Genomic DNA, 26,281 nt, shown 5'->3' on the forward strand with positions numbered 1-26,281 from the left:
ATAGAAATATTTACTAATTATGTATGCTTATTTTATAAAAAGGAGCTGTTACACAATGAAGAAGATTTTTTCAGGAATTTTCCTTGCAATGATCCTCACGCTGACTTCTCTACCTGCATATGCGGCAAATAGTACAATTAAGATCGATGGTGTTGTCGTTACTTCAGATGCGGCACCAGAAACTAAGAATAATCGAACAATGGTGCCTTTGCGTGTTATCAGCGAAAATTTAGGAGCAACAGTAAATTGGCAAGACTCCAAAGTAACACTAACGAATAACAAAATGCAGATAACGTTACAACCGAATAGCAACACCGTTATAAAAAACGGTAAAACAGAGTTGCTTGATGTCAAACCGTATTTAAAGAACAATAGACTATTTGTTCCTATTCGATTCATTGCAGAGACTTTTGGTTGTCAGGTCAATTATCAAAATTCCACAGTAACAGTGGATACTGCGCCATTGCTTATAAACAATGTAAAAGTAAAAGCTACTCAATATGAATACCACATGACAATGGGTGGGATCGTACAGCAGATCCAAGGGAACACCTATAATAAAGCCTTATATAAAGTTTTCACTGAAAATAAAGGAAAAGTTGTTGATGCCCCTGCTGACTATTCATCGCAGATTAATTTAGACGATCCGGGTTCCTATTATTTGAATGGGCAATATAATTTTATGAGTTATGAAAATAAAAGCATTCAACAGTTTGACGTTTATTCTTTAAATGGGCCCTTCCCGGAAGAAGAATTGAAAGGATACCCAAAAATATTAATTCATGATGTTACTGCAGATAAATGGTATTCATCCACTGTTAAAGCACGTGAATCTATTAATCAATTAATTGAAACTGCCACTAACAATGGCTTCGTAAAAGTCTTAAGTAATACAGTTCTTTAGTGAAGTCTATTCTAATTATATTTTTTTGAACTGCTCCATAGATGTTAGTTATACAACTAACATTTACGGGCAGTTTTTTTAATTATTGATTGCAGGATCGTATTTTTCATTTGGCACAAATTTTGCAAATCGACTAAAAAAAAGACCCCTCGTTAAAGGAGTCCTTACATACAAATAATTGGATTAGTCTTCAAACTGATATAAAGGTGTTGATAAATAACGTTCCCCATTAGAAGGTACGATTGCAAGAACATTTGAACCTTTACCTAAACGTTTTGCTGCTTCAATGGCAACATGAATAGCTGCACCTGATGAAATACCACATAAGATACCTTCTTCACGCGCTACTTTACGAGCTACCTCAAAAGCAATCTCATTTTCAACTGGGGATACCGAAGAATATACACCTGTATCTAATACTTCAGGTACGAAGCCAGCTCCGATACCTTGAATTTTATGAGGCCCTGGTTGACCGCCAGAAAGTACTGGTGAATCTTTTGGCTCAACAGCAATAATTTCAATATCTGGATATTTCTCTTTTAGCACGGCACCAGCACCCGTAATTGTACCACCTGTACCTACACCAGCAACAAATGCATCTAATTTTAAACCTTCAAATGCTTCTACAATTTCAGGACCAGTTGTTAAACGGTGAACAACTGCATTGGCTGGGTTCGTGAATTGTTGTGGTAAGAAGTAGCTATGCTCTGCAGCTAATTCCTCCGCCTTAGAAATTGCACCTTTCATACCTGCTGGTCCAGGTGTTAATACAAGTTCTGCACCATATGCACGTAATAAGTTACGACGCTCTAAGCTCATTGTTTCTGGCATTACTAAAATCGCTTTATAACCTTTAGCAGCAGCAATCATCGCAAGGCCAATACCTGTATTACCAGAAGTAGGTTCAATAATTGTACCACCTGGCTTTAATGTACCGTCTTTTTCAGCCGCTTCAATCATCGCTAAAGCTAAACGGTCTTTCACTGAGCTACCAGGGTTAAAATATTCTAATTTTACATAAACAGTACCTTCGTTTTCACCTGTTGCATGATTTAATTTAACAATTGGCGTTTTACCAACTAATTCAGCTACTGAGTTTGCTAATCTACTCATTTATCAATCCACTCCCAATCCCTACTATTTTTATGGGTTTTACTTATTTTTGATTTTATCAATTTTTCCATTAGATTGTCAATAAATATAACTTATATTTTCAGAATATTTATTGATTCGCCTTGTCGTAATAAAGTCAAAGGTTTTTGGCACACATTTGCAATTTCAAGGAAACAAAAATCTGCTTAATATCCTTGGGTGGCCGTTACTCTGTTGACGTTAAACGTCTACAGGGGTTCCCCTGGCTCACTTTTCCCGCAGATATTTCGCAGATCCTTTAAGCCCATTTTAGAGCATCTGTTATTTACCTTTTTTCGCTTCTCCGTAATACCAAGTTGCGTTAAATTCAGACCAAAACGTTTCCGGTGTAACATGTTGTGGCAGTTGCTCTAACGCAAGCTCACGTTCAATATGTTCTTTCACATCATCATATGTAAAGGATTGTCCTTCTGTTATCTCTTGTACTTGTACAATTCCGTAATGACCGTTAGCAAGCTTAAATGCTTTACTAACCTCACCTGCTTTTAAATCATTCACTGCTTTTAAAATGGCAGGATCGACATTTTCCTGGTTTTCAGTGAGGAAACCAATATCTCCACCTAAGCTAGCTGACGCACTGTCTACTGAAATTTCACGTGCTAGCACCGAAAAATCAGAGGGATCTTTTATTTCCTTTAATGCTTCCTCAGCAGCTTTTTTTGAACCCACTTCTATAAAATTCGTACGATAGCTTGTTTTCGTATTGTACAGCGCCTGATTTTCCTCATAATATTTTTCAATACTGTCTTCTTTTATAACCATATCTTTTGTCAGTACCTTATCCAAAATAAGCTGTGAGCGAATTTTTTGTCGCAGTTGCTCTGATGAAAGGTTTTGCATTGCAGTATCAAATTTATCTTGAGCAGAACGCATTAAGGCTAACTCTAAATCAATCTCTTTATCCGTTACTTGTATTTTAAACTTTTTAGCTGCCTTCTCCATAACAGATTCATTCACTAAATTTTGTAGCGTCTCTTTACCATAGCGTTCTTCCATGGCAACCATCCACTCTTGGCGCGTAATAGTATCCCCATCAACGGCAGCGACTTGTTCGTCGCTACCAATTTCCATGTCTTTATTGGGAATTAACCAAGAAATAAACCATAAAATGTTTCCTAATAATAAGATTGCAATAACTGTTAAAGCAGGTTTTGTCTTCAGACGACGTTGCAATAAGGGCGTTTGGTTGGGTGTTGCAGCGGATAAAGGTCGTCGATTACGCGTTGAGCTCATCGATGAAACCTTCTAACTCTTCTTTTGAGAAGTGGTATGTTTCTAAACAGAAGTGACATTGTGCTTCTGCTTCGCCATCCTCTTCAATCATTTCTCGAATCTCCTGTGTCCCTAACCCTAAAATCGCTGCACCAAATCGCTCTTTTGAACATTGACATTTAAATTCTACCGGCATGGAATCTAAAATTTGTAGATGGCCTTTTCCTAATACAGCTTCTAAAATTTGCTCCGGTGTAAAACCTTTTTCAATCATTTTTGAAACAGGCTCTATAGTAGCAAGATGCTGCTCAATTTCATTGATTGTCTCTTCCTCACAGCCTGGCATTAATTGTAGGATAAAGCCACCAGCTGCAAGAATTGTGTTATCAGGATTTACTAAAACCCCTAATCCAACTGATGAAGGCACTTGCTCCGATGTAGCGAAATAGTAAGTAAAGTCCTCAGCAATTTCTCCTGATACAATTGGTGTTTGTCCAGAGAACATGTCTCTCAAACCAAGATCTTTTACAACTGTTAATGAACCCTCTGTCCCAACGCCTGCTCGAACATCAAGCTTACCGTGCTCGTTTAAATCGAAATGAACGTGAGGATTTGTTACAAAGCCACGTACTTCACCGTGCGCATTACTGTCAATCACGATTGGACCGATTGGACCATTTCCCTCAATTTTAACAGTGATTTTTTCCTCACCTTTTAACATAGCACCCATCATTACCGCAGCTGTCATAGAACGACCAAGGGCTGCCGACACAACAGGCCATGTATTATGACGACGTTGCGCTTCTCCTACAGTTGTTGTTGTACAAGCTGCAAAAACACGAACCTGTCCGTTAAACCCTAAACCTCGTACTAAATAGTCTTTCATAAATGAAATGTCCCTCATTTCTTATTGATTGCGTTTATATAGCTTATATAAGCCTTTTAATGTTAAAAACGGATCGACTACATCAATAGCTTGCGTCTCCCCAGCAATTAAATTTGCTAATCCTCCAGTAGCAATTACTAAAGGCTCTTCCTTACTTTGTGCTTTCATGCGGTTAACAATTCCTTCAACTTGTCCCACGAAGCCATAAAATATCCCGGCCTGCATCGCAGATACGGTTGTCTTTCCAACAATATGTGTAGAGCGCAATATTTCAATACGTGGCAATCTAGCTGCCTGCGTATAAAGCGCCTCAGTTGAAATCGAAATACCTGGAGCGATAGCACCGCCCATATAATCGCCCTTTTCGTTTAAGTAACAATATGTTGTGGCAGTACCAAAATCAACAATAATCAGTGGAGCTTTATAAACATCAAGAGCTGCAATAGCGTTCACTATGCGGTCTGAGCCAACTTCACGTGGGTTTTCATATTTAATATTCAATCCTGTTTTCACACCTGGTCCTACAACGAGCGGTTTTTTACGAAAATACTTTTGACACATCGCTTCTAACGAAAACATTATTGGTGGTACAACAGAGGATATAATAATACCTGTAACCTGTTCAAATGAAATGCCTGCATGATTAAAGAAAGATAATACTTGCATCGCGTATTCATCTTCTGTTTTATGAAGGTCTGTCACCATACGCCAATGGAAGGCCAATTGATCGTTTTCATCATAGACACCTAATACGATATTCGAATTTCCTGCATCTAAAACTAAAATCATGGTTGATGCCTCCTATTTATTGCCCCTCATCATAATTGTACCTGTCACTATGTGATTGATACAACTAAAACAATGTATATTCATGCACAAAAAGTAAAGATCAATTATGCATCGGCATAATTGCATCCGAAATCGCCTTTGCGATTGTACAAAGAAGTTAAAACACTTTAGAAAATGATACCACACTTTTATTCCTATGAAATAGCATACATGCTCACTCTAAAAAGGAGCCACCCTAATATTAGGTAGCTCCTTACATATTATTTAAAATTAAATTTTTCTGGGTCTGGGCCGCAACGTAGACCATCATTTAGTGTATCTAACTGAGCCATTTCTTCCTCTGTTAATGCAAAGTCAAAGACCGTTAGATTTTCCGTCATACGTGCAGGAGTCATTGTTTTTGGAATAGTGACTACACCATGTTGCACATCATAGCGTAACACGATTTGTGCTGGTGTTTTGCCATATTTAGAAGCTAGCTGTTGAATCAATGATTCCTCCAACAAAGAACCATTCATTAATGGTGACCACGCTTCTACCTGTATTCCTTTTTCCTTACAGTAGGCACGTACTTCCTCTTGAGTTAAGTGCGGATGGAATTCAATTTGATTAATAACAGGAACAACTGATGTTTCCTTTAATAAATTTTCTAAATGGTGAACATGGAAATTACTAACACCAATTGAGCGTACTCGTCCATCCTGATAGATTTTTTCAAGCGCTTTATAAACATTAATATAATTTGTATCTATACCTGGCCAGTGAACTAAGTATAAATCTAAATAATCTAATCCTAATTTCTCTAAACTACTATCATATGCTGCAAGTGTTTCTTCATAGGAAAGTCCATCATTCCAAACCTTTGATGTTACAAACAGTTCTTCACGTGTTACTAAGCCCTCTTCAATTGCTGCACGAATTCCTCGCCCAACACTTTCTTCATTGCGATATACTTGGGCTGTATCAATGCTACGATAACCTTTTGCAATTGCTGTTTTTACCGCCTCAGCCAAGTCATCCCCTTCAGGTACTCGAAAAACGCCATAGCCGATTAACGGTATCTCTAAACCATTATTCAATGTTACATTTCCCACTTTTCAACACTCCTATCTATTTTGGACCTAAAAGAACCTATATACGCAGCTGCGTCATATAGGTTCTATCGTAATACCTATTACCGAAAAAAGGCAAAGAAAAAGACTGCTTACTAAAATCGTAAACAGCCTTTTCCTATATTAATCACGCTTTTCATCTATACCTTTTGGTGTATCAATCGACTCTCTACCTTCTTTAGGTAAATTAGCTGTTGTTGGATCTGGCTCATTGCTAAGCAATTCTTTTTGAACAGCCTGTTCACCAACTACATCTAATATTGGTTGAGCTTCAGCTTTAGGAGCTTTTTCTACAACCGTTTCTACCTCAGGTTCCGGTAAGACACCGTGATCACGTAAATGCTCGATTTCTTGCGCATTCAATGTTTCTTTTTGCATTAATGTATTAGCAATTAAATCAAGTAAATGACGTTTTTCAGTTAAGATTCGTTTAGTACGCTCATATTGCGAATCGATAATTTTTTGCATTTCCTTATCAATTTCATAAGCGATTGAATCAGAGTAGTTTTGATCTGAATTAAAGTCACGACCAAGGAATACATTCCCACCCTGACTTGAACCAAACTGCATTGCACCAAGATTTTCACTCATACCATATTCAGTGACCATGGCACGTGCAATACTTGTTACCTTTTGGAAGTCATTATGTGCCCCAGTAGAAACTTCACCAAGTACGATTTCCTCTGCTACACGACCACCAAGAAGTCCAGCAATACGGTCTAATAGTTCTTGTTTTGTTGTGAAGAAACGTTCTTCCTTCGGTAACATAATCGCGTAACCTCCAGCTTGACCACGAGGAACGATTGTTACTTTGTGTACTGTATCCGCTTCATCTAGCTCTAAACCAACGACTACGTGGCCAGCCTCATGGAAGGATACAAGTTTCTTTTCTTTCGCTGAGTAAACACGGCTAGCTTTTGCTGGACCTGCAATTACTCGGTCAGATGCCTCATCGATATCTGCCATATTAATTGTACGTTTACTTTTACGAGCAGCTACAAGTGCAGCTTCATTTAACAAGTTCTCTAAGTCGGCACCTGAGAAACCTGGTGTACGTTGTGCAACAGCTGCTAAATCTACTGTATCTGCTAAAGGCTTGTTGCGCGCATGTACTTTTAGAATCGCTTCACGACCTTTTACATCAGGATGTCCTACTGTAATTTGACGGTCAAATCGACCAGGTCGTAATAACGCTTTATCTAAAATATCTGGGCGGTTTGTTGCAGCGATAATAATAATACCTTCGTTTGCCCCGAAACCATCCATTTCAACTAACAATTGGTTCAGTGTTTGTTCACGCTCGTCATGACCACCACCAAGACCTGCGCCACGTTGACGACCTACTGCATCAATCTCATCGATAAAAATGATACAAGGTGCATTTTTCTTTGCATTTTCAAATAAGTCACGAACACGTGATGCACCGACACCGACGAACATTTCTACGAAGTCAGAACCTGAAATCGAGAAGAATGGTACGCCTGCCTCACCTGCCACCGCACGTGCAAGTAATGTTTTACCTGTACCAGGAGGACCTACTAGTAAGATACCTTTTGGAATTCGAGCACCAATTTCAGTAAATTTACGATGATCTTTTAAAAATTCAACAACCTCTACAAGCTCTGCTTTCTCTTCATCAGCACCCGCTACATCTGTAAAACGAACTTTTTTCTTCTGATCGTCATAAAGTTTGGCTTTACTTTTACCAAAGCTCATCACTTTATTACCGCCACCTTGAGATTGGCTCATTAGGAAGAAGAATAAGAAAATGATAATGATGAAAGGAATAATCCCTGTAAAGAACTGAATCCATCCACTTGTTTCTGGCGCTGTTAAAAATTTAATATTACTATTCGTATCTTTAGCAGCTTTATCGATGCGTTCCATTAAAGCTTGGTTATTGGTAGGGATGTTTGCAGTAAAGCTTTCCCCTTTTTCATACCCCTTCAATGTACCTTCAACGATGTATACTGATTTATCAGGTTGAATTGTAGCACTTGTTATTTCATTCTTATCTAGAGCTTCTTGAAACTCAGTATAAGATAACTCTTTCGTTGGTGCATTTCCACCATTGAAAGTACCAAAAATACCGATAATCACTAAGAAAATCAGTAAATAGAATATGGTATATCGAAATATTCGATTCATCTCCAGCCTCCTCATTACAAACAGAAAAATTATAAGTAAAATCTTAACATATCATGATTTCATCATACAACGAAAAGCCCTACATAAAAAAAGTTTCGTCCGAATTTTGTCGAAATCGAAAATATTTATACAAGTATGTTCCAGCGTATTTGTATCTAACAAAGTACCTAGATCTTGAATCATGTTTCGCTAGATGCTCTTACTTTTCATAGCTGGTATTCTTCCGTTAACTTCTTACCTGTTAGAAAGAATAAACTTCTGGCTTTAAAATACCGATATACGGTAAATTACGGTATTTTTCAGCGTAGTCTAAACCATACCCTACAACAAAACCGTCCGGCACTTCAAAACCAACATAATCAGCATCTAAGTTTACTTTACGACCAGATGGTTTATCTAACAATGTAACAATTTTGATGGATTTTGCTTTGCGGTATTTAAATAAGTCTACTAAATAGCTTAACGTTAGGCCACTATCGATAATATCCTCGATGATTAATACGTCACGTCCCTCAACGCTTGTATTTAAATCCTTTAGAATTTTAACTTCCCCTGATGAAACTGTAGCATTGCCGTAGCTAGAAACATCCATAAAATCTAGCTCAATGAAAGAATCGAAACGTTTCATTAAGTCTGTCATAAAAGGCATTGCCCCTTTTAAAACACCAACTGCTAGTGGGAATGAATCTTTGTATTCCTCTGTCAATTGTGCCCCTAAATCAGCGATTCTTTCTTGTAATTGTTCTTCTGTAATCATTACTTTTTCGATGTCTTTTTGTAACATGTCGATTCCTCCTCGAGTGTATAAAAAATGTTCAACCATTTGCGGTGAAATTTTACAAAGACCTTAGTCTACGATGAGCACTGTATCATCGTTTGGTTGCGGAGAGGTTGAAAAAAACATCCCCATACGCACACCAATTACCGCTACGACCTCATCAGATTGAGAAATCAGTAACGGCCAGCTATTCCGCTCATTTAAAGGAATCTTTTCATCTATAAAAAGGCGAGATAAGCGTTTTGGCTGATCCATTCCTTTTAACAGCATTCTGTCCCCTTCCTTACGCGCTCTAACATAGAGTGGAAGTTTGAGTTTGCTAGCGTTAAAATAAAAAAGTTGTGCAGTATCCGTCAGCATTTCAGACGATAAATCTGGCAATTCGACTACGCATAAACGTTCACCATTTGTCAGCGTTGTCCACCCATTAGCAGTCGAAATAATCTTTTTCTCAGAAGAAGTTTGACCTTCTAATAGCTCTTTCTTCTGAATCGTTAATTTTCCGTAACGGCGAACTGCTATAAAATCTTCTGGCAAATGAACTTCAGCATACCCAGCTGTCGTATCACATAGCTTTGAAATTGAAGTCAATAAAGCATAACTTTGTATCGTATTTGAATCTTTGTAAAGATAGTTTAATAGTATTAAAATGAGCCTCCTTTGTAAAGCAAGTGGTACCAATTGAAGAGCCTTAATTTCCATGCTATATGTATTTCCGTCAATTCTTTTCACTGTTCTAGAAAATACATCCTTCGCTAATGTCATTAAATAGGCATCGTCTTCTTGCAATTGTTTAGTAAAATGGGTTACCTGCTCTGTTACTCGCGGGTTTTCTGCCTCCAACAAAGGCACCACATGATGTCTAAAACGATTGCGTACATAAGTGTCCTTAGCATTGCTAGCGTCTTCCCTATAATCAATACCTTGCTTAAGTAAATATTCCCTTATTTCGGACTTTGTAACCGTTAAAAACGGACGAATTAATGTTTTTCCTTCAAAAATACGTTGTGAACGTATACCTTGCATACCATTTATCGTTGCATTTTTTGTCAAGGCCATTAATACTGACTCCAGTTGGTCGTCCGCATGATGTGCAGTTACAAGCTTTCTAGCATCTGTTTGTTCCATAATCTCTTTAAAATATTGATACCGCTCTCTACGACATATAAGCTGTGTATTCCCATTTTCTAAAGCCATAATCTCTGGTATTGGAATTGCTTTTGCATATAAGTATACACCATACTCATCACAATATTTCTGAACAAAAACTCTGTCCTCAGCAGATGCTTCACCCCTTAACATATGATCAACATGTACGGCTTCTACCGTAATTCCCCACTGCTCTTTTGTTTTGACAAAATAATGGAGCAAAGCCATTGAATCCACTCCACCCGAAACGGCGATGAGAAGATGATCGTCTTGCTGTAATAATTGCTCTTCTTCGATAAATTTTTTGACCTTTAATTCAAGTGACAAACGCTTCTCCTCCCCTTTTCGTTCTTTTTTTATGATGAATTGCTCATAGAGTGTTGAACCGGCCTAAACACAGCCCATGTAGGTACAACATGTGTAACCTCTAGCATCAATACAGTGCAATCGTCTTCAATGTCATAGTAAGATTGGAAAGATTGCATAATCGTTGTTAGTTTTTCCTGGATGGTTTTAGTAGTGCCTGCAACTTGCTGCGCATACGCTAAAAATACCTCTTCTTGCTCGTCCCAATCATCAACACTTGAAAATAATCCATCAGAGTGCATCAAAATTACATCGCCCGCTTTAAGCTTTCTTTTTTCAGCCTCGACTGCTGAAATGGATAAAAAACCTACAGGCGCTGCATTACTTTCAACCTTCAGTACCTCTTTCCCACGTAAAATGTAAGTAGACATTCCCCCAGCCTTCCACGACCATAAATCACCGTGTTGTAAATCGACAAGTGCAAAATCAAGCGTTGCATACATATCATCTTGTTGTTTTAATGACATGACATAATGCAACGTGTGCATCGCAGTCTCTGGGTTCATATTGTAATTTAAGCATTCTCTCATTAAATGTATTAACTTTCTACTCTCATGCTGTGCTTCTTTACTCTGACCCATACCATCTGACAATAAAATTGCAAATAGGCCAGGATGTAATTGAAATAACGCATGGGAATCACCGGAATATAACGTCGCATCTTTAGACATGCTATATATATCATACTCTACTTCAAAGCTAATAGCTGATCTAAAGCTTACTTGAATGTGACGAAATGGTTTATCACTTGCTACTACTTTTTCAATTTCAAACGGTTCTTCAAAAATATCATATAAAATCGGCAATATCATCCGTTCAGCTAATGTTGTGTCTTCCTCCCAATTGACTCGTGCTGGTGCTAAAGCACAGACAATTTTTCGTGCTCCAGGCTTATTACTAAGCACATCTAGTTGAAAGCATTCAATATGAGCTTCTTTTAATCTTTGAGTAATGTCCTTCTCCACACTAACGAATGAAATAGTCTCTTCTTTCATCTCAGCTATTAACTGATTTAAATGATTGCTCATATCACGTAGCTGAAGTGCAATCATTTTCTTACCATGAAAATACTGGCCATTAATACGCTCTCTGTACAGCTCTGTTTCCAATTCTTCGAAAATTTTCGTTGATTTCACACATTTATAGCGTATTTGTTCTTCGACACGATGAATACCAGAATCCTTACCAACTCCTTTCATGTGAAACCAGTCTGTCATAAGCTTGTCCATTCCGTTATTTTGCGCTCCCCAACAGCGATCATAGCGGAAACAGCTCAAGCATGTATTCATCGGTGACACTTCCTTTGCCTCTTCTATCGGGGCTGTCATAAAACGCTCAAACACAAGTTCCTTCATAAATTGTACAAAATGCTGAAAATGCTCTAATTTAAACGTAACATGCTCGGTTAACCAATTTTGACGGGCAAGTAAAATCTCCTCACGCTGCGGAAACAGCTTGTCCCGCACCTTTTCGGAATATTTATTCGGGATAGTTAGAAAAACGATACTCCCTACAGCAATCGATGTAAAATAAACGCTATCTAACGGTAATGTTGCATCGTAAAATAAAAAAAACACACTTGGCAAAATACTACCAATTGCTACACCAAATCTTCCAACACGAGCCCCCATCCCGGCACACAATCCTGTTAAAGTGGCTACGGACAGCATACCCGTAAATGAAAGTTTTGCTACACCAATGAGAGTCCCAAGCACAGCTCCGATAACCGTCGCTAATGGTACACTTCCTACTAACGCACCGAAGCAAATGAATAGCTGCAATAAAAAAATGGGGAGTGAAAAATAACTAATGACAATCGCTTGCATTCCTGTAAGCATAGCAGCAAATACAACTAACCCAGAGCCTAGCTTCTCATAAGTCCAATGACTCGTAAACCATTCATGAGAATTGACAAACAACACTTGCATAAAAAGCGTCATAATAAGGGCTAAAGCCGCTTCACAGCCTACATAAAATTGCACAAGCACCGGAGGTAAACCTTGATACATAACTCCCTGCCACATTATCTGCACAAGCAGTACCGCTAAAGATACCGCTATACTTTGTGGCAGCTGCCAATAACGGAAGCGCATAATACATTCATACATGACGATCTGCAATGCTAAAATGAAGACTTGTCCAAGGCCAAGGAAAACGCATCCTATCAAGCCACCGAACAAAACATATTTGGCATATTCCTTATACTTCGTTCGAATAATAGCCCAAAAAGGAACTGAAAAAGGTACGGCTGCTTCAAATACAACAGACTGAGCTAAAAAGAAGGATGTTAAAAAAAATAAAGAACCTATTAACAATTGCCTTTTTTTCAATCCTATTTTCTGTTCGTCTACATTTGCCGTGTTATACCATTCAATACTAGTCATTTCACTATCCCCTTTCCGCACTTTTGGAGCTATTATAAGAAATTATGTGCGGAAAGATTGTCTGACGGTGACATAAAAAAATATAAACATTTCGACGAATACATATGCATAAATACGAGAAATGGCAACAATTTCTACAAAAACGATAAGCTGCACAAAATTAGAAACATCTCTTTTTGTATAATTTGTTTAAAAATTACGAAAATTATATAACTCAGTTCCAGCATTGTTGCTTTAATACGCTACAAAATCTATGCCCTACAGGTCTAGTACATATTCCTCTTACTTTTTCATTGATCGATGCTCCCCATTTCGTCAAGAACGCTATAGTCAGCGTTCGCTGATACTTTTCTACTTAAGAACAAAAAGACTCTGGAGCGGAGGCGCCCAGCCGGAACAGAAATCGGCCACACGTTATGGTGATAAGCAAATAAAAGATAATACTCCCTCATTTGTTATCAAATCTTTAAATAGTTTATAAAACCATATATTTTTATTAATTTTTTCAAAAAAACTACTTGACGTTAGTTACAAAGGCATGTATTATTTAACTTGTTGCTTAAGACAAAACGCGGAAGTAGTTCAGTGGTAGAACACCACCTTGCCAAGGTGGGGGTCGCGAGTTCGAACCTCGTCTTCCGCTCCATAAACTTAATGGCGGCCTAGCTCAGCTGGCTAGAGCGTACGGTTCATACCCGTAAGGTCGGGGGTTCGATCCCCTCGGCCGCCACCATAGTAGGCCCCTTGGTCAAGTGGTTAAGACACCGCCCTTTCACGGCGGTAACACGGGTTCGAATCCCGTAGGGGTCATCTCAAATAGGCGTCTCAGAACAATTTCTGAGGCGCCTATTTTTTTGCAAATTAGTAGCATGACTACTAGAAATATCGAATTTATTTTTTTACTACTCGAGACTCAGGAGCAATCAGTTTAGGAACGTCCCGCGGTAATAGTTTCGCGAGCAGTTCCACATTGCCGTCGCTGTTGCTACGTTAATACTTCGTTTTCGCATAAAAAAGCATTTGTTGCACCTAAGCGCCCAGTCCAAGATATGGTGATGAGCTTAAAAATATGGCATACTAATAATTAAAAAAGAGTGTAAACTAGGAGGTTTATTTCCTTTGGGTTCATTAACTAAAGCTGCTTTAACTTGTGGAAGTGGCTCTATGATTATTCTCGTATCTATTCTTATTAATTTACCATTTGCCATACAAATACTTTTACTCCTTACAGGATTAGCGGTTAGTGTTTACGGTGTGTTTTTACTTGTTAAAATGGTTGTTAATCCAGCCGAAAAGTCTTCAGAACCGCTAATAGAACAAGCTCCTACGCAAGCTCCTAAAAAAAAGAAAAGACCCACATCCACGTTCTAGGACGATCCGTAAATCCTTACTAGAAAAGTTTGAGATGATATGTCTGCATAAAAAAAAAGGGATTAGCTTTATTAAAAAGCTAATCCCTACTCTATTTAATACACTTTTTCTACGATTAAAACAGTCAGCAAACTACCCTCTTCTAGCTCCACGACCACCGCGTTTTGATTCTGTAGCACGTTTAAGTGTTGCTAGGCGTTCATCACTATCTTTTAAGAAACGCGCCATTTTTTGCTCAAAATTCTCTTTTGGCTGATGACGATCGTTGCGATCATTAGAACGATTATCGCGACGTGGACGTGCTGGACGCTCTGGACGCTCTGGTCTCTCTGCTTGAGGCTTTGCTTTACGGATTGAAAGACCGATCTTTCCGTCCGCTTCAACATTCATCACTTTTACTTCAACTTCATCTCCAACTTTTAGATGCTCATTGATATCTTTTACATAATTGTCAGCAACTTCACTGATGTGTACTAAGCCTGTTTTGCCGTCTGGCAGCTCAACGAATGCTCCAAAATTTGTGATTCCTGTTACTTTACCTTGTACCTTGCTGCCTACTTCAATTGACATAAAAAAAATGCTCCTCCTTAAAAATTAAGCGACTCATTTGAGTCATGTAATCAATTTAATCAAACTTTTTACTGCAATAAGTTTCTCTTTTCATTATATATAACAATAAAATAGTGTCAACAATACATAGCTTTTCAGTCTTCTTTTTTACCTTTCTTTTCTGATATGCTGTCTTTTTTATCTTTTTTCTCCGGTATATCGCCTTTTTTATCTTTTTCGTCCGGCATAATGAAAACCACTTCACCTTCTTCGGATAAAAAATAATCTTTGCGTAATAGCTTTCCGATATACTCAGGATCCTCTAACTGTTTAATTTTAAGATTTAACGAGTCTCGCTCTTCTTTCAATTCAGAAAGACGTTCCTTCGCTTCAGCCTTTTTTTGCTCTTTAGCAGCTAGAGTTTCATTTTGATTCAAAAGTATATTAAAGAGAAAGGCAATAATAACGACTGGCACAATCGCAAAAAAGACAATACGGCGCATTTTCCGTTTCCGCGCTTGAATTTTACGATTTATAGCTTTATCCGTGTTACGGACATAGTCATTATCAAGTTTAGTATAGTTTTGTTGGTCATCATTTGATGAACGACGTTTAGGCATGCCCGCACCTCCGAAAATTATTGTTGTCTTTTATTATACTTGATAAATCGAAATTTTTTTAAAAAAGTGTTGGACAAATACGAATAAATTTTGACAAAAGGTCTTAAAAGAAACGCTCCAATACTTATTAAGAATTTAAATATTTGTCGAATCATAGCACTTATTAATCGTATGATGAACCACAGGGGTCTCCATGTTATATTCCCTAAAACCCTTGCGGCGAAACGTAAAAAAGTTTGAAAAAACGTTTGATACAAAAAAATTCCGGCTATTTGCGCTAGCGGGTCATAAGCCCGCCAAGCGCCATCTTTTAGCCAAAATAATAAATAGTATGTCAGGCCTCCGAGCAGAATCCAGGTAAGTAGTTCAAATACCATCATCCATCTTCGAAGGCTTGACCTTTTTGGAGTTGAAAAAACAATGAGCCTTACACTATCAATAATGAACCCGACTGCTATACCGCTCAAAACCATGACTAATAGCTGAACAAATTGTTCACTAACAATCATCCAAACAATTTATGAAGGAAACCTTTCGAGAAGCCACTTTCCTCCTCGTCGTACTGCAAGGTTTTTACAGTTCCTTCAAGCGTCAATAACCCTTTGTCAACATCTAAATGAACGATATGCAGTTCTTCTCCACGGATTAACAAATGCCCTTGGGACGTCTTGATAAAAAACTCTTCCTGATCAAAGCGTTCAATCGATTTTACAGAAGTCATGTCCATTCTTTTACGATTACGAATCGTTAAAATATGCTCTCCAGATGGAATTGTGTAACGGTTACTTTCTTGATGTAGCGTCATTTTTTTCCTCCTTTAGTCGTCCTAGCTTCTGTTCACTTTATGCGGACAACCTTAAAAGCATGACAAACTTTATTAAAGTTGCTACACTTTTATCTCCAGCACGTTTATAGCAAAAGCCAAGCGACAACCTCAGAAGACTCCTACAATACTATTAATTAGTCCTCGTCATCAATAAATTCAGGTTCAATTTTTTCAAGACGCTCTTCCTTCAAAATTGTAAACATTTTTGCGGCATCTTCTTTTTTCACAGTATCACGTAATTCCTCTACACGTGCTGTCACAATTTTTTGTCCAAAACGAATGGCTAGCTCATCGCCAGCTTTAACAGCACTACTAGCTTTTGCGATCTTACCATTGATTGTAATACGACCTTGGTCTGCCACTTCTTTCGCTAATGTACGACGTTTAATTAAACGCGATACCTTTAAAAATTTATCTAATCGCATATTTTTACTCCTTTTCTAACTGCTTTGCTTCATTCCAGAAAGCATCTAATTGTTCTAATGTATAATCAGAAAACGGTTTTCCGCTTTCCTTTACCTTTGCTTCCACATAGCCAAAACGGCTCGCAAACTTCTCATTCGCATGTAACATAGCCTCTTCCGGAGATAGCTTGTAGAAACGTGCTAAATTCACAAGTGTAAACAAGACATCTCCAAATTCATCAAGACGTGACGCACTTGTACCTTTCGTCACCTCATTACGAAATTCCTGCCATTCCTCCGCAAACTTGTCCCATGCTCCATCTACATCGGGCCAATCAAATCCTACCTTCGCAGCTCTTTTTTGATAATTATATGCTGTTTGTAGAGCAGAGGAAGCCCGGTATTCTTCTTTTAATAGTGGCTTATCACTTATACCCTTTTCTTCTGCTTTTATAACTTCCCAATTTGCTACAACACCCTCTGCATCTTCCACCGATACATCTCCAAATACATGTGGGTGTCGACGAATCATTTTTTCACTTATTGAAGCCAATACATCTTCCAATGTAAAGTAACCTTGATCTTCTCCGATTTGTGCATGAAGGAACACTTGTAACAGTACATCCCCAAGCTCCTCGATCATCGCAAAGTCATCCTCTGCATCTACCGCAGCCAAATATTCGTGCGCTTCTTCTAGTAAATATTTTTTCAGTGACTCATGTGTTTGCTTTTGATCCCACGGACAGCCATTCGGACCTCGTAAAACAGCAATAATTTGACGGAAAGTTGTCCAGTCTCGTAAAGCGTCCTCTTGTGATTTCACAGGTGGCACATATACCGTTGTTAAATTGTCCACCTCCACGCTTTGGTCGAGTTCATAAAGTGGTACCGTCACTAACTTCTCCTGTGACGAGCCCGCTGCTGTAACGACTGTAACAGGGTATTCGTCATCGTATTTCTCCATTAACGTTAGCTTTACTTCTGATGCACTAAATGTATCATAAACTTGGGCTATTAAAATATGTTGACGCATGTTAATGTCATGCATAGAAAAGCTAGTGCCATCCAACAGTTGAAAACCCTCAATCGGGTCGATTTTTAACGCGCCAAATATTGGATCTAAGAAGCTTTGTCCACCTTCAATAACTAGTTTTACTTTTACCTCATCCGCAGCGGCAATAAGCAATTGCACAGTCTGCTCCGCGACAAGTGGATGCCCTGGTACTGCGTACATTACATCTTCATTTGCTGTAGCAGCCACAAGCTTTTCTGCAATTTCCTCATACACGGGCTGGAACGAATTATGTTTTTCATAAACTGCGTCAAAGCTTTCAAATTGTAAGCCCTCAGCCGATAATTCTTCTAATACAGGATGGTCCACTGTACGAACATATAATTTTCTAGCCGCTTTTAGTTTTTTATAGACTCCCATTTGCAGCTGATTAAAATCACCCGCACCCAGACCAATAACTGTTAAAGTATTCAATCAATCCACCTACTTCTTTCGATTTAACCATAATTGATAAATTGCCATTTTGCGCCCAAACGGTAGTAAGTACCATTCTTTTTCGACTAGTACTCGTAACTTAGCAATTATTGTGATCATTACAAACGCTCCTAAACACACGGCTGAAAAACCTGCTACCACCGCAACAAATCGAGGTGATAAAAATTGGTTTAACAACGATGGTATAAACTGAAGCCAAACTAGCACTACAGCTGCCATACTAAATGATGCAATTCCAACTTTTTTGTAAAAATCGGCTGACGCTAATTGAATGGCTGTCAGTCTTTTTAAATAGAAAATAAGCATTAGGGCAGTAAACAAAAGACCTGCATTACTAGCAATAGCTGCACCTAATACACCAAATAAACTAATTGTCAGCACATTCAATATTATTTTTAATAAAAAACCTATACTCAAAAATAAAGCTGGCTTTTTTAATTTTCCATAGCCTTGCATAATAGCTGTAAATGTTAAAATAATCGACAATGGCACAATTTGTAATACATATACCATAAGTACTTCCGACAGTGTATCCGTTTTAAAGAGCATTGCATTAATATAAGGCATAACGAGTATTAGACCTAGAGATGCCGCCCACCCAAATAATACAGACGCTTTATACGTTAATTGTATAAATGGGATTGCACTACGCCCTTCCTGTTTTTTGGACATATGCGCGACAAGTGGCACAATAGCAAGCGAAAGCGAAGAAGCAATGACAACTCCGAGCTGTACCAACGGCTGTCCACGGTCATAAACGCCTTTTGTTGCCTTAGCTACCGTCTGATCCATTCCACCATCTATTAATAGTGAATAAATTGTAAAGGAATCAACTAGCTGATAGCCAAGTAACAACAGGCCACTCATGCTTACACTTAAACTTAGCAATGTTACTTCTTTAATAACGGTAAAACTTTCGATACGTTGCTGTTGTTTATTATCTTTCAATAAACCAAAACGTTTTTTAAAAATTAACGCAAGTAATACAAAGCCTACAATTTCACCGATAACTGTACCTATAATGGCCATTTGTCCAGCACTATAGAGTGATTCTGTCGTCTTCATAATGATAAATGTTCCTGCTAAAATGACAAATACTCTCACAGCTTGTTCTAGGACCTGCGCATAAGCAATTGGCTCCATAATGCCTCTTGATTGGAAGCTGCCCTTTAAAATAGCATGAGCTGGCATGACAAGAACTATAAATGAACCCGTTCGTATTAAAGGTGCAAGCTGAGTATCGCCCATAAGCTGCGCAATTAATTCAGCACCACTAAATAAAACAACAAAAAATAATAACGATAGCATTGTTAAATAACGAAAAACAATACGCATAATACTGCTTCGTTTCTGATTTCGCTCTAGCGGATCTAAATTACAATCATTATCTGCAAGCATTTTAGAAATAGCTACTGCAAATCCACTAGATGTCCATACGACAAAAATAGATATAACTGGATATACCTGCTGATAAATATAAAACCCTTCATCACCAACAAGATTTTGAAAAGGCACACGATAAATTGCACTAAGAACCTTCACAATAAGAGCAGCAATCGTAAGTAAGGCCGCACCTTTCATGTAGCTTTTCATGCCAAAACGTTCCGACATAAATTGCCCTCTTTCCTTCTTAACAATGCCAATAGTATAGCATATCTCCAAAGTTTGACGCGCGCGGGTAACACTTTCATAAAACTATGTACGAAAAAAAGTTATTGTTCATCCCTAAAAAGGTCAGCGCAATAACTTTCAAATCTCATCAACTATTCATTTGTTTAGCTAAGAAGTTGGCAGCTGTTTCTACGACTTTTACTTCAACCTCGCCGACAAAATGTACCTTAGACAATACGATAATACAGCCGATTGGATCACCATTTACCATGATTGGCGTTGCACAATAAGACTTCACTTGCTCATATTGACCAGGAACAATCTCGATAGTTGTTTCCATTTTTTCTATTTTTGTTGAACGCTCGTCCATAAAACCTTCCGCAAAGGATGTAATACGACGATTAATATACTCTTTCTTACCGATTCCTGAGACAGCAATTACTTCATCTCGGTCGGTTACAAACGCTGGAGTACCTAACGTTTCATATAATGTTTCTACATATTCTCTTGCAAATTCTCCTAAATCATTAATTGGAGAATATTTCTTTAAAATGACTTCGCCTTCACGGTCTGTATAAATTTCTAGCGGGTCACCCTCACGAATACGTAGCGTCCTACGGATTTCTTTTGGAATAACCACACGCCCTAAATCATCAATACGACGAACAATTCCTGTTGCCTTCATTCTAAATCCTCGCTTTCGCTACATGAAATTTTTTTCAATTTTAGTATGGTTTTTTATGAAGCAATCTATGCAAAAACTGAAGAAAAAGGATTTCACACCCAACAATATTTTCAAAAGGCCTTAAAAACCCCTAAGCAAATACTCAAAACATGTAGAATTTTCAACTTCAATCAACTTATATTAGATTAACCACAAAAACAAATTTTTATAAATATTTTATAAAATATTTTTAACAAAAAATAATAATAATCCAACCTTTGTAATTGCGTCAATAAGACAAAAGAATATTTATTATAAAGTAAACATCGCAACAGGTGATACTTTTAACCTTATTTTTCCTACTATTTAGCTTCTGAGTCTCAATTTGCGATATCGATCTCTAAGTAGTCATACAGTCTAAAGTCCAATCATCAAATGAAGATAAAGTGCCCACAATATTCTCAAAGATTTCCTTATATTTTTTATTCTTCAAAAAAAAGCTGATCTTTCTCCTAGAGAATAAGATCAGCTTCAGCTTTTTTCTACTGTTGTTTTTTGGCGTTAGCAATAATATGCATCATTTCTTCTAAAATATCAAAGGGTTGATATTTCCCACACTTTCGTTCATCAATCGTTAATTTCAATTGCATACCATCCATACCAAAACCGACAGCACGTTCAAATTTCATGGATTCTTCCACAATTTTACCACCGTCAACTTGTCCTGTCCCTTCTTCAGACAACAATATTGTGATAATTTTTTGCTTTTCTTTTACAGAAAATACGCCTGTACCTAAGCCCCATACCTTCATACGTGCAATTCGCAATAAACGCTCTGTTTCAATTGGGAGATCACCGAAACGATCTTGTAATTCCTCCATGATTTCGCCGTACTCCTCCACTTGATCCATCGCTTTAATACGTTTATACATTTGAATTTTTTGATAGCCATCAGGAATGTATATATCCGGAATATACGCATCAACACTCAATAAAATTTCAATGTCAGGCTTCTCTTCTTTTTTCACACCTGTTTGACGCTCAGCAATCGCTTCTTGCAGCATTTGTGAATACAAATCAAAACCAACAGAATCAATAAAGCCATGCTGTTGTGCTCCAAGCAGGTTACCCGCACCACGAATAGATAAGTCACGCATTGCGATTTTAAATCCTGAACCTAACTCTGTAAATTCTTTAATCGCCTGTAACCTTTGCTCAGCTACATCTGTAAGAACTTTATCTCGCTGATACATAAAGTAAGCATATGCAACCCTATTAGAACGCCCAACGCGCCCTCGCAATTGATAAAGTTGCGCTAAGCCCATTCGATCAGCATCATGAACAATCAATGTGTTAACGTTTGGTATATCCACACCTGTCTCAATAATGGTTGTCGTTACAAGCACATCATAGTCACCTTCTAAAAAGGCTAATATGACAGATTCTAATTCTGATTCCGTCATTTTGCCATGCGCATGCCCAATACGCGCTTCTGGAACAAGCATTTGAATTTCATCAACCTTACGAGCCATATCTTCTACACGATTGTATAAGTAGAATACTTGCCCACCACGCGCCATTTCTCTCTCAATAGCTTCCCGCACTAATGCACCGCTATGCTCCATTACATATGTTTGCACAGGGAAACGGTTTGCTGGTGGCGTTTCAATTACCGACAAATCACGAACACCTACCATCGACATATGAAGTGTTCGTGGAATCGGAGTTGCCGTTAGCGTTAGTACATCAACATTCGTCTTTAGTTGTTTAATTTTTTCTTTATGCGTTACACCAAAACGCTGCTCCTCATCAACAATCAGCAGTCCAAGGTCTTGGAATATTAAATCTTTAGATAAAATCCGATGCGTTCCAATGACAATATCAACTTGCCCTTCTTTTAAACCCTTTAAAGTCGCTGTTTGCTCTTTTTTTGTGCGGAAACGAGACAAGAGACCTACGTTAATAGCAAAGTCTTGGAATCTCTCACGAATCGTTTCGTAATGTTGCTGCGCTAAAATCGTTGTCGGCACAAGGAAAGCTACCTGCTTGCCATCTTGAATTGCTTTAAATGCCGCACGAATCGCTACCTCCGTTTTTCCATATCCTACGTCTCCACATACAAGACGATCCATCGGACGCTCACGCTCCATATCACGTTTTACTTCGATAATTGAACGTAACTGATCCTCTGTCTCTTCATAAGGGAAAGAATCCTCAAAACTGCGCTGATCGTCATTGTCAATCGCGAATGCATGGCCTTTCTCTGCTTCACGTTTCGCATACAGCTTAATTAAATCATCTGCAATATCTTGTACAGCAGAGGATACCTTTGCTTTAGCTTTTTTCCACTCTGCTCCACCTAGTTTATGTAGCTTCGGTTCTCGGTCTTCAGATGCTACATATTTTTGGATTAAATCTATTTGCTCTACTGGAACATATAACTTATCATCAGCGCGGTATCGAATGTGTAAGTAATCTTTATGTGTACCATTTACCTCTAATGTTTCCAGACCAATATATTTCCCAATGCCGTGATGTACATGTACAACATAGTCACCAGGTTTAATTTCTGTATAGCTTTTAATACGTTCTGCGTTTGTCATTTTTTGAGGACGCGCTTTTTTCTTCGCTTGTTGTTTAAATAGCTCATCCTCTGTGACAATCACCAAGCGTTGTAGTGGTAATTCAAAGCCACTAGATAGTGAGCCATCTACAATATAGATACCCGCTTCTGTCGGATTACCGATTGTCGTATGAATATCATATTCTTCAAGCATTTGCTGTACACGTTTAACACGGTCTTTATCTCTCACAACAATTAGTACTGTAAATTTACCAAGTAGCCAGCGTTCAACCTCACTTTGTAATAATGACATTTGGCCATGAAACTGCTGCATTGGCTTGCAAGAAAAGTTCGTCGTCTTATTAAAGGATACACCTGCAAATGTTCGTGAAAATAATGAGAAATATAGTTTTTGCTGAGACAGCATTGCTAGAATTTCTTTCAAAGAGAATGCTGGCTTGACATCATGCACCATTTTTCCTTCTTCAATTAATGATAAAAACCATTCATCCTCTTCACGCTCCCAGGCATCCATAACCTCCTGAATACGTCCGAGCTCATCAAACAATACAATGCCATCATGTACAAAGTAATCTCCTAAATATGATGTTTTCTCATACAATAACGAACCATATTTATTTACGTAGTCTGGCAAATTCCCTTGCTGTAACAATTCTATATCATATTGAATATGCTGATACAGCAATTCCTTCGTCTCCTGCTTTTTGACTTTCTTTAAGCTTGTCGCTAAAGCAGTTTCTAAACGACCTGCCAATGCTATTCTTTCTGCTTTCGTCAAAATAACTTCTGATGCTGGTAGAATACGAACCTTCTGCAATTTATCAATGGAACGTTGGTCATCCGCAGAAAATGTTCGAATCGAGTCAACTTCCGTATCAAATAATTCTATACGAATCGGCGCCTCTAAATATGGTGGATATATATCTAATATGCCCCCACGTAGCGCAAACTCTCCAGGTGTTGTCACCATCGAATTACGCACGTACCCCATCTCTACTAACGTTTGTAACCATTCATCAATTTGAATATCTTCGCCTACTGCAATTTGTAAAAAATACTGTAGCCAATGCTCTTTAGGCTGCATCATTTTGCGTAAGCCCGCAACTGGTATCACATAAACAGCTTTTTCACCTCTAGCTAGGCAATCAAGTGTAGCGATACGCTCAGCACGTAACTCTGGAGAGGCAACAGACAAATCGGCAGCAATAAACTCATCGGCAGGATAATAATGGACATGCTCCTCACCTAAAAGTCCCGCCAGCTCGTCAACCATTTTTTGTGCCTGCAATAGATTAGGAGATACAATATAAATAGGTTTTTTTATATATTCAAATAACGCATCGACCATTACCGGGCGCGCGCTTCCTGTTAATCCTGTTATAAGCTGTGTAGCAGATTGACCGCTCTGAATCTCCTTTAAAAACGATGTGATATGTTTGTCCTGCATCACAAGCTGTCGTAAAACTTCCAATGTCAAAAGCTCCTTTCAGCGCATAATTCTATTCGCCATTACTAGTAATCTAGTACTATAATATGCATCTTTATTGTATATTTATCAATTATGCCTCGTCATAATTGCGTCCGGAATCGGCTTTGTGCTTAGGCCTGCAAATGTTTTTTGTGCGAAAGCGTAGTGCTAACGTAGCGGCAGCAACAGATGTTTATTGCGCGAAAGCGTAGCGGCAGTGGCACCGATGCAGGTCAGTTAGCCGTTATCGCATGGATGCGATGGTTTTAGGCTAACATCCCCTAAGCACTCCTTTCCGATTCCGTGACATCCGCCGGAGGCTTTAGGCCAACAAATGTTTTTTGCGCGAAAGCGTAGTGCTAACGCAGCGGCAGCAACGTGTTTTTGTCTGTGCGAAAGCGAAGCGGCAGCAACAGCATGATGTTGGTCACTCAGTCGTTGCCATAGGACGTGGCGTTCTTAGACTGAGTTCCTCTATTTCAGTGGATGTTTGGAACCCGCTGAAAAGTGACTTAAAACCACATTCATCTTACCACCTATAAAGATGGGAGACTTCTGTACCTGTCGCTACGCTTTCGGTACTAAAACATTTGCTGAAAAAAGTTAAATGGAAAAAGCTTTGAACGCACGTGATGTACGCCAAAGCATCCTTCCAATTATTGAATCCATTTATTGAGTGCGTGATAATCTGGATATTGTTTCAGCGAATCCTCACATTGCTCACAAATGCAGTGCACCGTTGTGTGACCATGCTGATCTTTTTCAACATAATCATCCGCTTCACCCAATTCGAAAATATGAAGTTTTCGAATTGTATCATCTGCATCAAATGGTAGTGTTCCTATTTCTACTTCACAATGCCGACATCGATAGCGAACTGACATCTCCAAATCATCCTCCTTTAAGCAACTTACTACTTAAAGTATAGACATTTCTAAAACAGATTATGCACTTCCAATTTTGCCTTAGCGCCATTTAGAATAGAGAATAGTTTTTGCATTGTGTTTAGACTATACTATATATTTAATTAACTGTAGTCGCGAAAAAACATTTTAATCGTCATCCTAGACTACTTTAATATCCATATTACACTTTAACTTATTGTTACCCGTTAAAGTGATTCATCACATCAAGAAATGGCTTTGAAAGAGATCCTTCTACAGCATTTACACACTTTTCAATAGCTTCGCCAACAATAACTTGATCTTCTTTCGAAAATTTTGACAACACGTAATCCGCTACCTTCATTCCAGCTGGCGGGCGATTAACCCCAACACGTATGCGATTAAATTCTTGTGTGCCTAAATGCTGAATCAATGATTTAATACCATTATGTCCACCCGCACTTCCTTTTTGACGAAGGCGTAATTTCCCTGTTTCTAAATCTAAATCGTCATAAACAACGATTAAATCTTCCACATCAATATCAAAATAGTTCATAAGGGGCCCAACACATTCCCCCGATAAATTCATATATGTTAAAGGTTTAACAAGTAGAACCTTTCCTTCAGGACGATGTACCGTTGCATACATACCATTAAACTTCGAATTAGTTAAAGGCGTACCCCATTTTTCAGCTAATGCATCGATAACATCGAAGCCAATATTATGTCTTGTATTCTCATAAGGCTTACCCGGATTTCCTAAACCAACGATAATTTTCATAAGTACTCCTCTTCTTTCAAATCTAATAGTCATTATTTTACCATATCATGCACTAAGAAAGCAGTTTGTACAGTTTTTGAAAGTAAACGGTTCAATAATGGCTTGATATTATTAGAAATCCTCACTTTAACA

22 protein-coding genes and 3 tRNA genes are annotated in these 26,281 nt (G+C 38.2%); 5 read left to right on the forward strand and 20 right to left on the reverse strand.

The annotated features are described in order from the left end of the window. Positions 1 to 55 precede the first annotated feature (55 nt). A complete protein-coding gene (locus JNUCC51_RS11150; RefSeq protein ID WP_337992019.1) occupies positions 56 to 904 on the forward strand; it encodes a copper amine oxidase N-terminal domain-containing protein in 849 nt (282 codons plus the stop codon). A gap of 183 nt (positions 905 to 1,087) precedes the next feature. Here the strand turns inward: JNUCC51_RS11150 and cysK are convergent, their stop codons facing one another. The 9 genes from cysK to JNUCC51_RS11195 all read right to left on the reverse strand — a co-directional run bounded on the left by cysK (position 1,088) and on the right by JNUCC51_RS11195 (position 12,880). Next, complete coding sequence (gene cysK, locus JNUCC51_RS11155) at positions 1,088 to 2,017, reverse strand: cysteine synthase A (RefSeq protein ID WP_337992020.1); 930 nt, start codon at positions 2,015 to 2,017, stop codon at positions 1,088 to 1,090. A 300-nt stretch (positions 2,018 to 2,317) separates the two neighbouring features. Next, the gene (locus tag JNUCC51_RS11160) at positions 2,318 to 3,289 is read right to left on the reverse strand and encodes a peptidyl-prolyl cis-trans isomerase (protein ID WP_337992021.1); all 972 of its coding nucleotides are present in this window, start codon (positions 3,287 to 3,289) and stop codon (positions 2,318 to 2,320) included. Further along, the gene (gene hslO / locus JNUCC51_RS11165; protein WP_337992022.1) at positions 3,273 to 4,154 is read right to left on the reverse strand and encodes an Hsp33 family molecular chaperone HslO; all 882 of its coding nucleotides are present in this window, start codon (positions 4,152 to 4,154) and stop codon (positions 3,273 to 3,275) included. Before hslO ends, JNUCC51_RS11160 begins: the two co-directional genes overlap by 17 nt. A gap of 21 nt (positions 4,155 to 4,175) precedes the next feature. Continuing rightward, complete coding sequence (locus tag JNUCC51_RS11170; RefSeq protein ID WP_268638085.1) at positions 4,176 to 4,943, reverse strand: type III pantothenate kinase; 768 nt, start codon at positions 4,941 to 4,943, stop codon at positions 4,176 to 4,178. Between the two features lie 260 nt (positions 4,944 to 5,203). Continuing rightward, a complete protein-coding gene (locus JNUCC51_RS11175) occupies positions 5,204 to 6,037 on the reverse strand; it encodes an aldo/keto reductase (RefSeq protein WP_337992023.1) in 834 nt (277 codons plus the stop codon). Between the two features lie 141 nt (positions 6,038 to 6,178). After that, positions 6,179 to 8,203 carry an ATP-dependent zinc metalloprotease FtsH gene (gene ftsH, locus JNUCC51_RS11180; protein ID WP_337992024.1) on the reverse strand — a complete coding sequence of 675 codons (2,025 nt, stop codon included), beginning with the start codon at positions 8,201 to 8,203 and terminating at the stop codon, positions 6,179 to 6,181. A gap of 241 nt (positions 8,204 to 8,444) precedes the next feature. Then, on the reverse strand, positions 8,445 to 8,987 hold the full coding sequence (hpt, locus tag JNUCC51_RS11185; protein ID WP_049667377.1) for a hypoxanthine phosphoribosyltransferase: 543 nt from the start codon (positions 8,985 to 8,987) through the stop codon (positions 8,445 to 8,447). A gap of 63 nt (positions 8,988 to 9,050) precedes the next feature. Then, positions 9,051 to 10,457: a tRNA lysidine(34) synthetase TilS gene (tilS, locus tag JNUCC51_RS11190; RefSeq protein ID WP_337992025.1), complete on the reverse strand. Its 1,407-nt coding sequence runs from the start codon at positions 10,455 to 10,457 to the stop codon at positions 9,051 to 9,053. 29 nt (positions 10,458 to 10,486) lie between these two features. Beyond that, positions 10,487 to 12,880, reverse strand: a complete 2,394-nt coding sequence (locus tag JNUCC51_RS11195; RefSeq protein WP_337992026.1) for a SpoIIE family protein phosphatase — start codon at positions 12,878 to 12,880, stop codon at positions 10,487 to 10,489. 571 nt (positions 12,881 to 13,451) lie between these two features. Between JNUCC51_RS11195 and JNUCC51_RS11200 the strand changes: the two genes are divergently transcribed. The 4 genes from JNUCC51_RS11200 (at position 13,452) to JNUCC51_RS11215 (ending at position 14,251) form a co-directional block, all read left to right on the forward strand. Continuing rightward, positions 13,452 to 13,526 (forward strand) — tRNA-Gly (locus tag JNUCC51_RS11200). A gap of 10 nt (positions 13,527 to 13,536) precedes the next feature. Next, positions 13,537 to 13,613, forward strand: a tRNA-Met gene (locus JNUCC51_RS11205). A gap of 5 nt (positions 13,614 to 13,618) precedes the next feature. Next, positions 13,619 to 13,690 (forward strand) — tRNA-Glu (locus JNUCC51_RS11210). Between the two features lie 309 nt (positions 13,691 to 13,999). Beyond that, positions 14,000 to 14,251: a hypothetical protein gene (locus tag JNUCC51_RS11215; protein WP_337992027.1), complete on the forward strand. Its 252-nt coding sequence runs from the start codon at positions 14,000 to 14,002 to the stop codon at positions 14,249 to 14,251. A gap of 132 nt (positions 14,252 to 14,383) precedes the next feature. Here the strand turns inward: JNUCC51_RS11215 and JNUCC51_RS11220 are convergent, their stop codons facing one another. The 11 genes from JNUCC51_RS11220 to pth form a co-directional block, all read right to left on the reverse strand. Continuing rightward, complete coding sequence (locus tag JNUCC51_RS11220; RefSeq protein ID WP_008180281.1) at positions 14,384 to 14,821, reverse strand: S1 domain-containing RNA-binding protein; 438 nt, start codon at positions 14,819 to 14,821, stop codon at positions 14,384 to 14,386. A gap of 134 nt (positions 14,822 to 14,955) precedes the next feature. Beyond that, positions 14,956 to 15,420 carry an FtsB family cell division protein gene (locus tag JNUCC51_RS11225; protein ID WP_337992028.1) on the reverse strand — a complete coding sequence of 155 codons (465 nt, stop codon included), beginning with the start codon at positions 15,418 to 15,420 and terminating at the stop codon, positions 14,956 to 14,958. Positions 15,421 to 15,437: 17 nt separating this feature from the next. Then, positions 15,438 to 15,929, reverse strand: a complete 492-nt coding sequence (gene yabQ / locus JNUCC51_RS11230; protein ID WP_337992029.1) for a spore cortex biosynthesis protein YabQ — start codon at positions 15,927 to 15,929, stop codon at positions 15,438 to 15,440. Then, positions 15,926 to 16,225, reverse strand: a complete 300-nt coding sequence (gene yabP / locus JNUCC51_RS11235) for a sporulation protein YabP (RefSeq protein ID WP_004229167.1) — start codon at positions 16,223 to 16,225, stop codon at positions 15,926 to 15,928. Before yabP ends, yabQ begins: the two co-directional genes overlap by 4 nt. 155 nt (positions 16,226 to 16,380) lie before the next feature. Further along, positions 16,381 to 16,671 (reverse strand): RNA-binding S4 domain-containing protein, encoded by a 291-nt coding sequence (locus JNUCC51_RS11240; RefSeq protein WP_049667371.1) that lies wholly within the window; start codon positions 16,669 to 16,671, stop codon positions 16,381 to 16,383. A 4-nt stretch (positions 16,672 to 16,675) separates the two neighbouring features. After that, positions 16,676 to 18,136, reverse strand: a complete 1,461-nt coding sequence (yabN, locus tag JNUCC51_RS11245; RefSeq protein WP_337992030.1) for a bifunctional methyltransferase/pyrophosphohydrolase YabN — start codon at positions 18,134 to 18,136, stop codon at positions 16,676 to 16,678. Positions 18,137 to 18,145: 9 nt separating this feature from the next. Beyond that, positions 18,146 to 19,768, reverse strand: coding sequence for a putative polysaccharide biosynthesis protein (locus tag JNUCC51_RS11250; RefSeq protein ID WP_337992031.1), 1,623 nt, complete (start codon positions 19,766 to 19,768; stop codon positions 18,146 to 18,148). Between the two features lie 148 nt (positions 19,769 to 19,916). After that, positions 19,917 to 20,453: a stage V sporulation protein T gene (gene spoVT / locus JNUCC51_RS11255; protein WP_337992032.1), complete on the reverse strand. Its 537-nt coding sequence runs from the start codon at positions 20,451 to 20,453 to the stop codon at positions 19,917 to 19,919. Positions 20,454 to 20,974: 521 nt separating this feature from the next. Then, positions 20,975 to 24,487: a transcription-repair coupling factor gene (gene mfd, locus JNUCC51_RS11260; RefSeq protein WP_337992033.1), complete on the reverse strand. Its 3,513-nt coding sequence runs from the start codon at positions 24,485 to 24,487 to the stop codon at positions 20,975 to 20,977. Between the two features lie 653 nt (positions 24,488 to 25,140). Beyond that, the gene (locus tag JNUCC51_RS11265) at positions 25,141 to 25,368 is read right to left on the reverse strand and encodes an anti-sigma-F factor Fin (protein WP_049667366.1); all 228 of its coding nucleotides are present in this window, start codon (positions 25,366 to 25,368) and stop codon (positions 25,141 to 25,143) included. A gap of 220 nt (positions 25,369 to 25,588) precedes the next feature. Further along, complete coding sequence (pth, locus tag JNUCC51_RS11270) at positions 25,589 to 26,149, reverse strand: aminoacyl-tRNA hydrolase (RefSeq protein ID WP_337992034.1); 561 nt, start codon at positions 26,147 to 26,149, stop codon at positions 25,589 to 25,591. Positions 26,150 to 26,281 lie beyond the last annotated feature (132 nt).

This window comes from Lysinibacillus sp. JNUCC 51 (assembly GCF_015999525.1).
Taxonomy (GTDB): Bacteria; Bacillota; Bacilli; order Bacillales_A; family Planococcaceae; genus Lysinibacillus; species Lysinibacillus xylanilyticus.

What these genes read in the sequence shown, in the direction of transcription:
- JNUCC51_RS11150 (WP_337992019.1), top strand. Translation starts at nt 56, where the DNA reads ATGAAGAAGATTTTTTCAGGAATTTTCCTTGCAATGATCCTCACGCTG.
- cysK (WP_337992020.1), bottom strand. Translation starts at nt 2,017, where the DNA reads ATGAGTAGATTAGCAAACTCAGTAGCTGAATTAGTTGGTAAAACGCCA.
- JNUCC51_RS11160 (WP_337992021.1), bottom strand. Translation starts at nt 3,289, where the DNA reads ATGAGCTCAACGCGTAATCGACGACCTTTATCCGCTGCAACACCCAAC.
- hslO (WP_337992022.1), bottom strand. Translation starts at nt 4,154, where the DNA reads ATGAAAGACTATTTAGTACGAGGTTTAGGGTTTAACGGACAGGTTCGT.
- JNUCC51_RS11170 (WP_268638085.1), bottom strand. Translation starts at nt 4,943, where the DNA reads ATGATTTTAGTTTTAGATGCAGGAAATTCGAATATCGTATTAGGTGTC.
- ftsH (WP_337992024.1), bottom strand. Translation starts at nt 8,203, where the DNA reads ATGAATCGAATATTTCGATATACCATATTCTATTTACTGATTTTCTTA.
- hpt (WP_049667377.1), bottom strand. Translation starts at nt 8,987, where the DNA reads ATGTTACAAAAAGACATCGAAAAAGTAATGATTACAGAAGAACAATTA.
- JNUCC51_RS11195 (WP_337992026.1), bottom strand. Translation starts at nt 12,880, where the DNA reads ATGACTAGTATTGAATGGTATAACACGGCAAATGTAGACGAACAGAAA.
- JNUCC51_RS11220 (WP_008180281.1), bottom strand. Translation starts at nt 14,821, where the DNA reads ATGTCAATTGAAGTAGGCAGCAAGGTACAAGGTAAAGTAACAGGAATC.
- JNUCC51_RS11225 (WP_337992028.1), bottom strand. Translation starts at nt 15,420, where the DNA reads ATGCCTAAACGTCGTTCATCAAATGATGACCAACAAAACTATACTAAA.
- yabQ (WP_337992029.1), bottom strand. Translation starts at nt 15,929, where the DNA reads ATGATTGTTAGTGAACAATTTGTTCAGCTATTAGTCATGGTTTTGAGC.
- yabP (WP_004229167.1), bottom strand. Translation starts at nt 16,225, where the DNA reads ATGACGCTACATCAAGAAAGTAACCGTTACACAATTCCATCTGGAGAG.
- JNUCC51_RS11240 (WP_049667371.1), bottom strand. Translation starts at nt 16,671, where the DNA reads ATGCGATTAGATAAATTTTTAAAGGTATCGCGTTTAATTAAACGTCGT.
- JNUCC51_RS11250 (WP_337992031.1), bottom strand. Translation starts at nt 19,768, where the DNA reads ATGTCGGAACGTTTTGGCATGAAAAGCTACATGAAAGGTGCGGCCTTA.
- spoVT (WP_337992032.1), bottom strand. Translation starts at nt 20,453, where the DNA reads ATGAAGGCAACAGGAATTGTTCGTCGTATTGATGATTTAGGGCGTGTG.
- JNUCC51_RS11265 (WP_049667366.1), bottom strand. Translation starts at nt 25,368, where the DNA reads ATGTCAGTTCGCTATCGATGTCGGCATTGTGAAGTAGAAATAGGAACA.
- pth (WP_337992034.1), bottom strand. Translation starts at nt 26,149, where the DNA reads ATGAAAATTATCGTTGGTTTAGGAAATCCGGGTAAGCCTTATGAGAAT.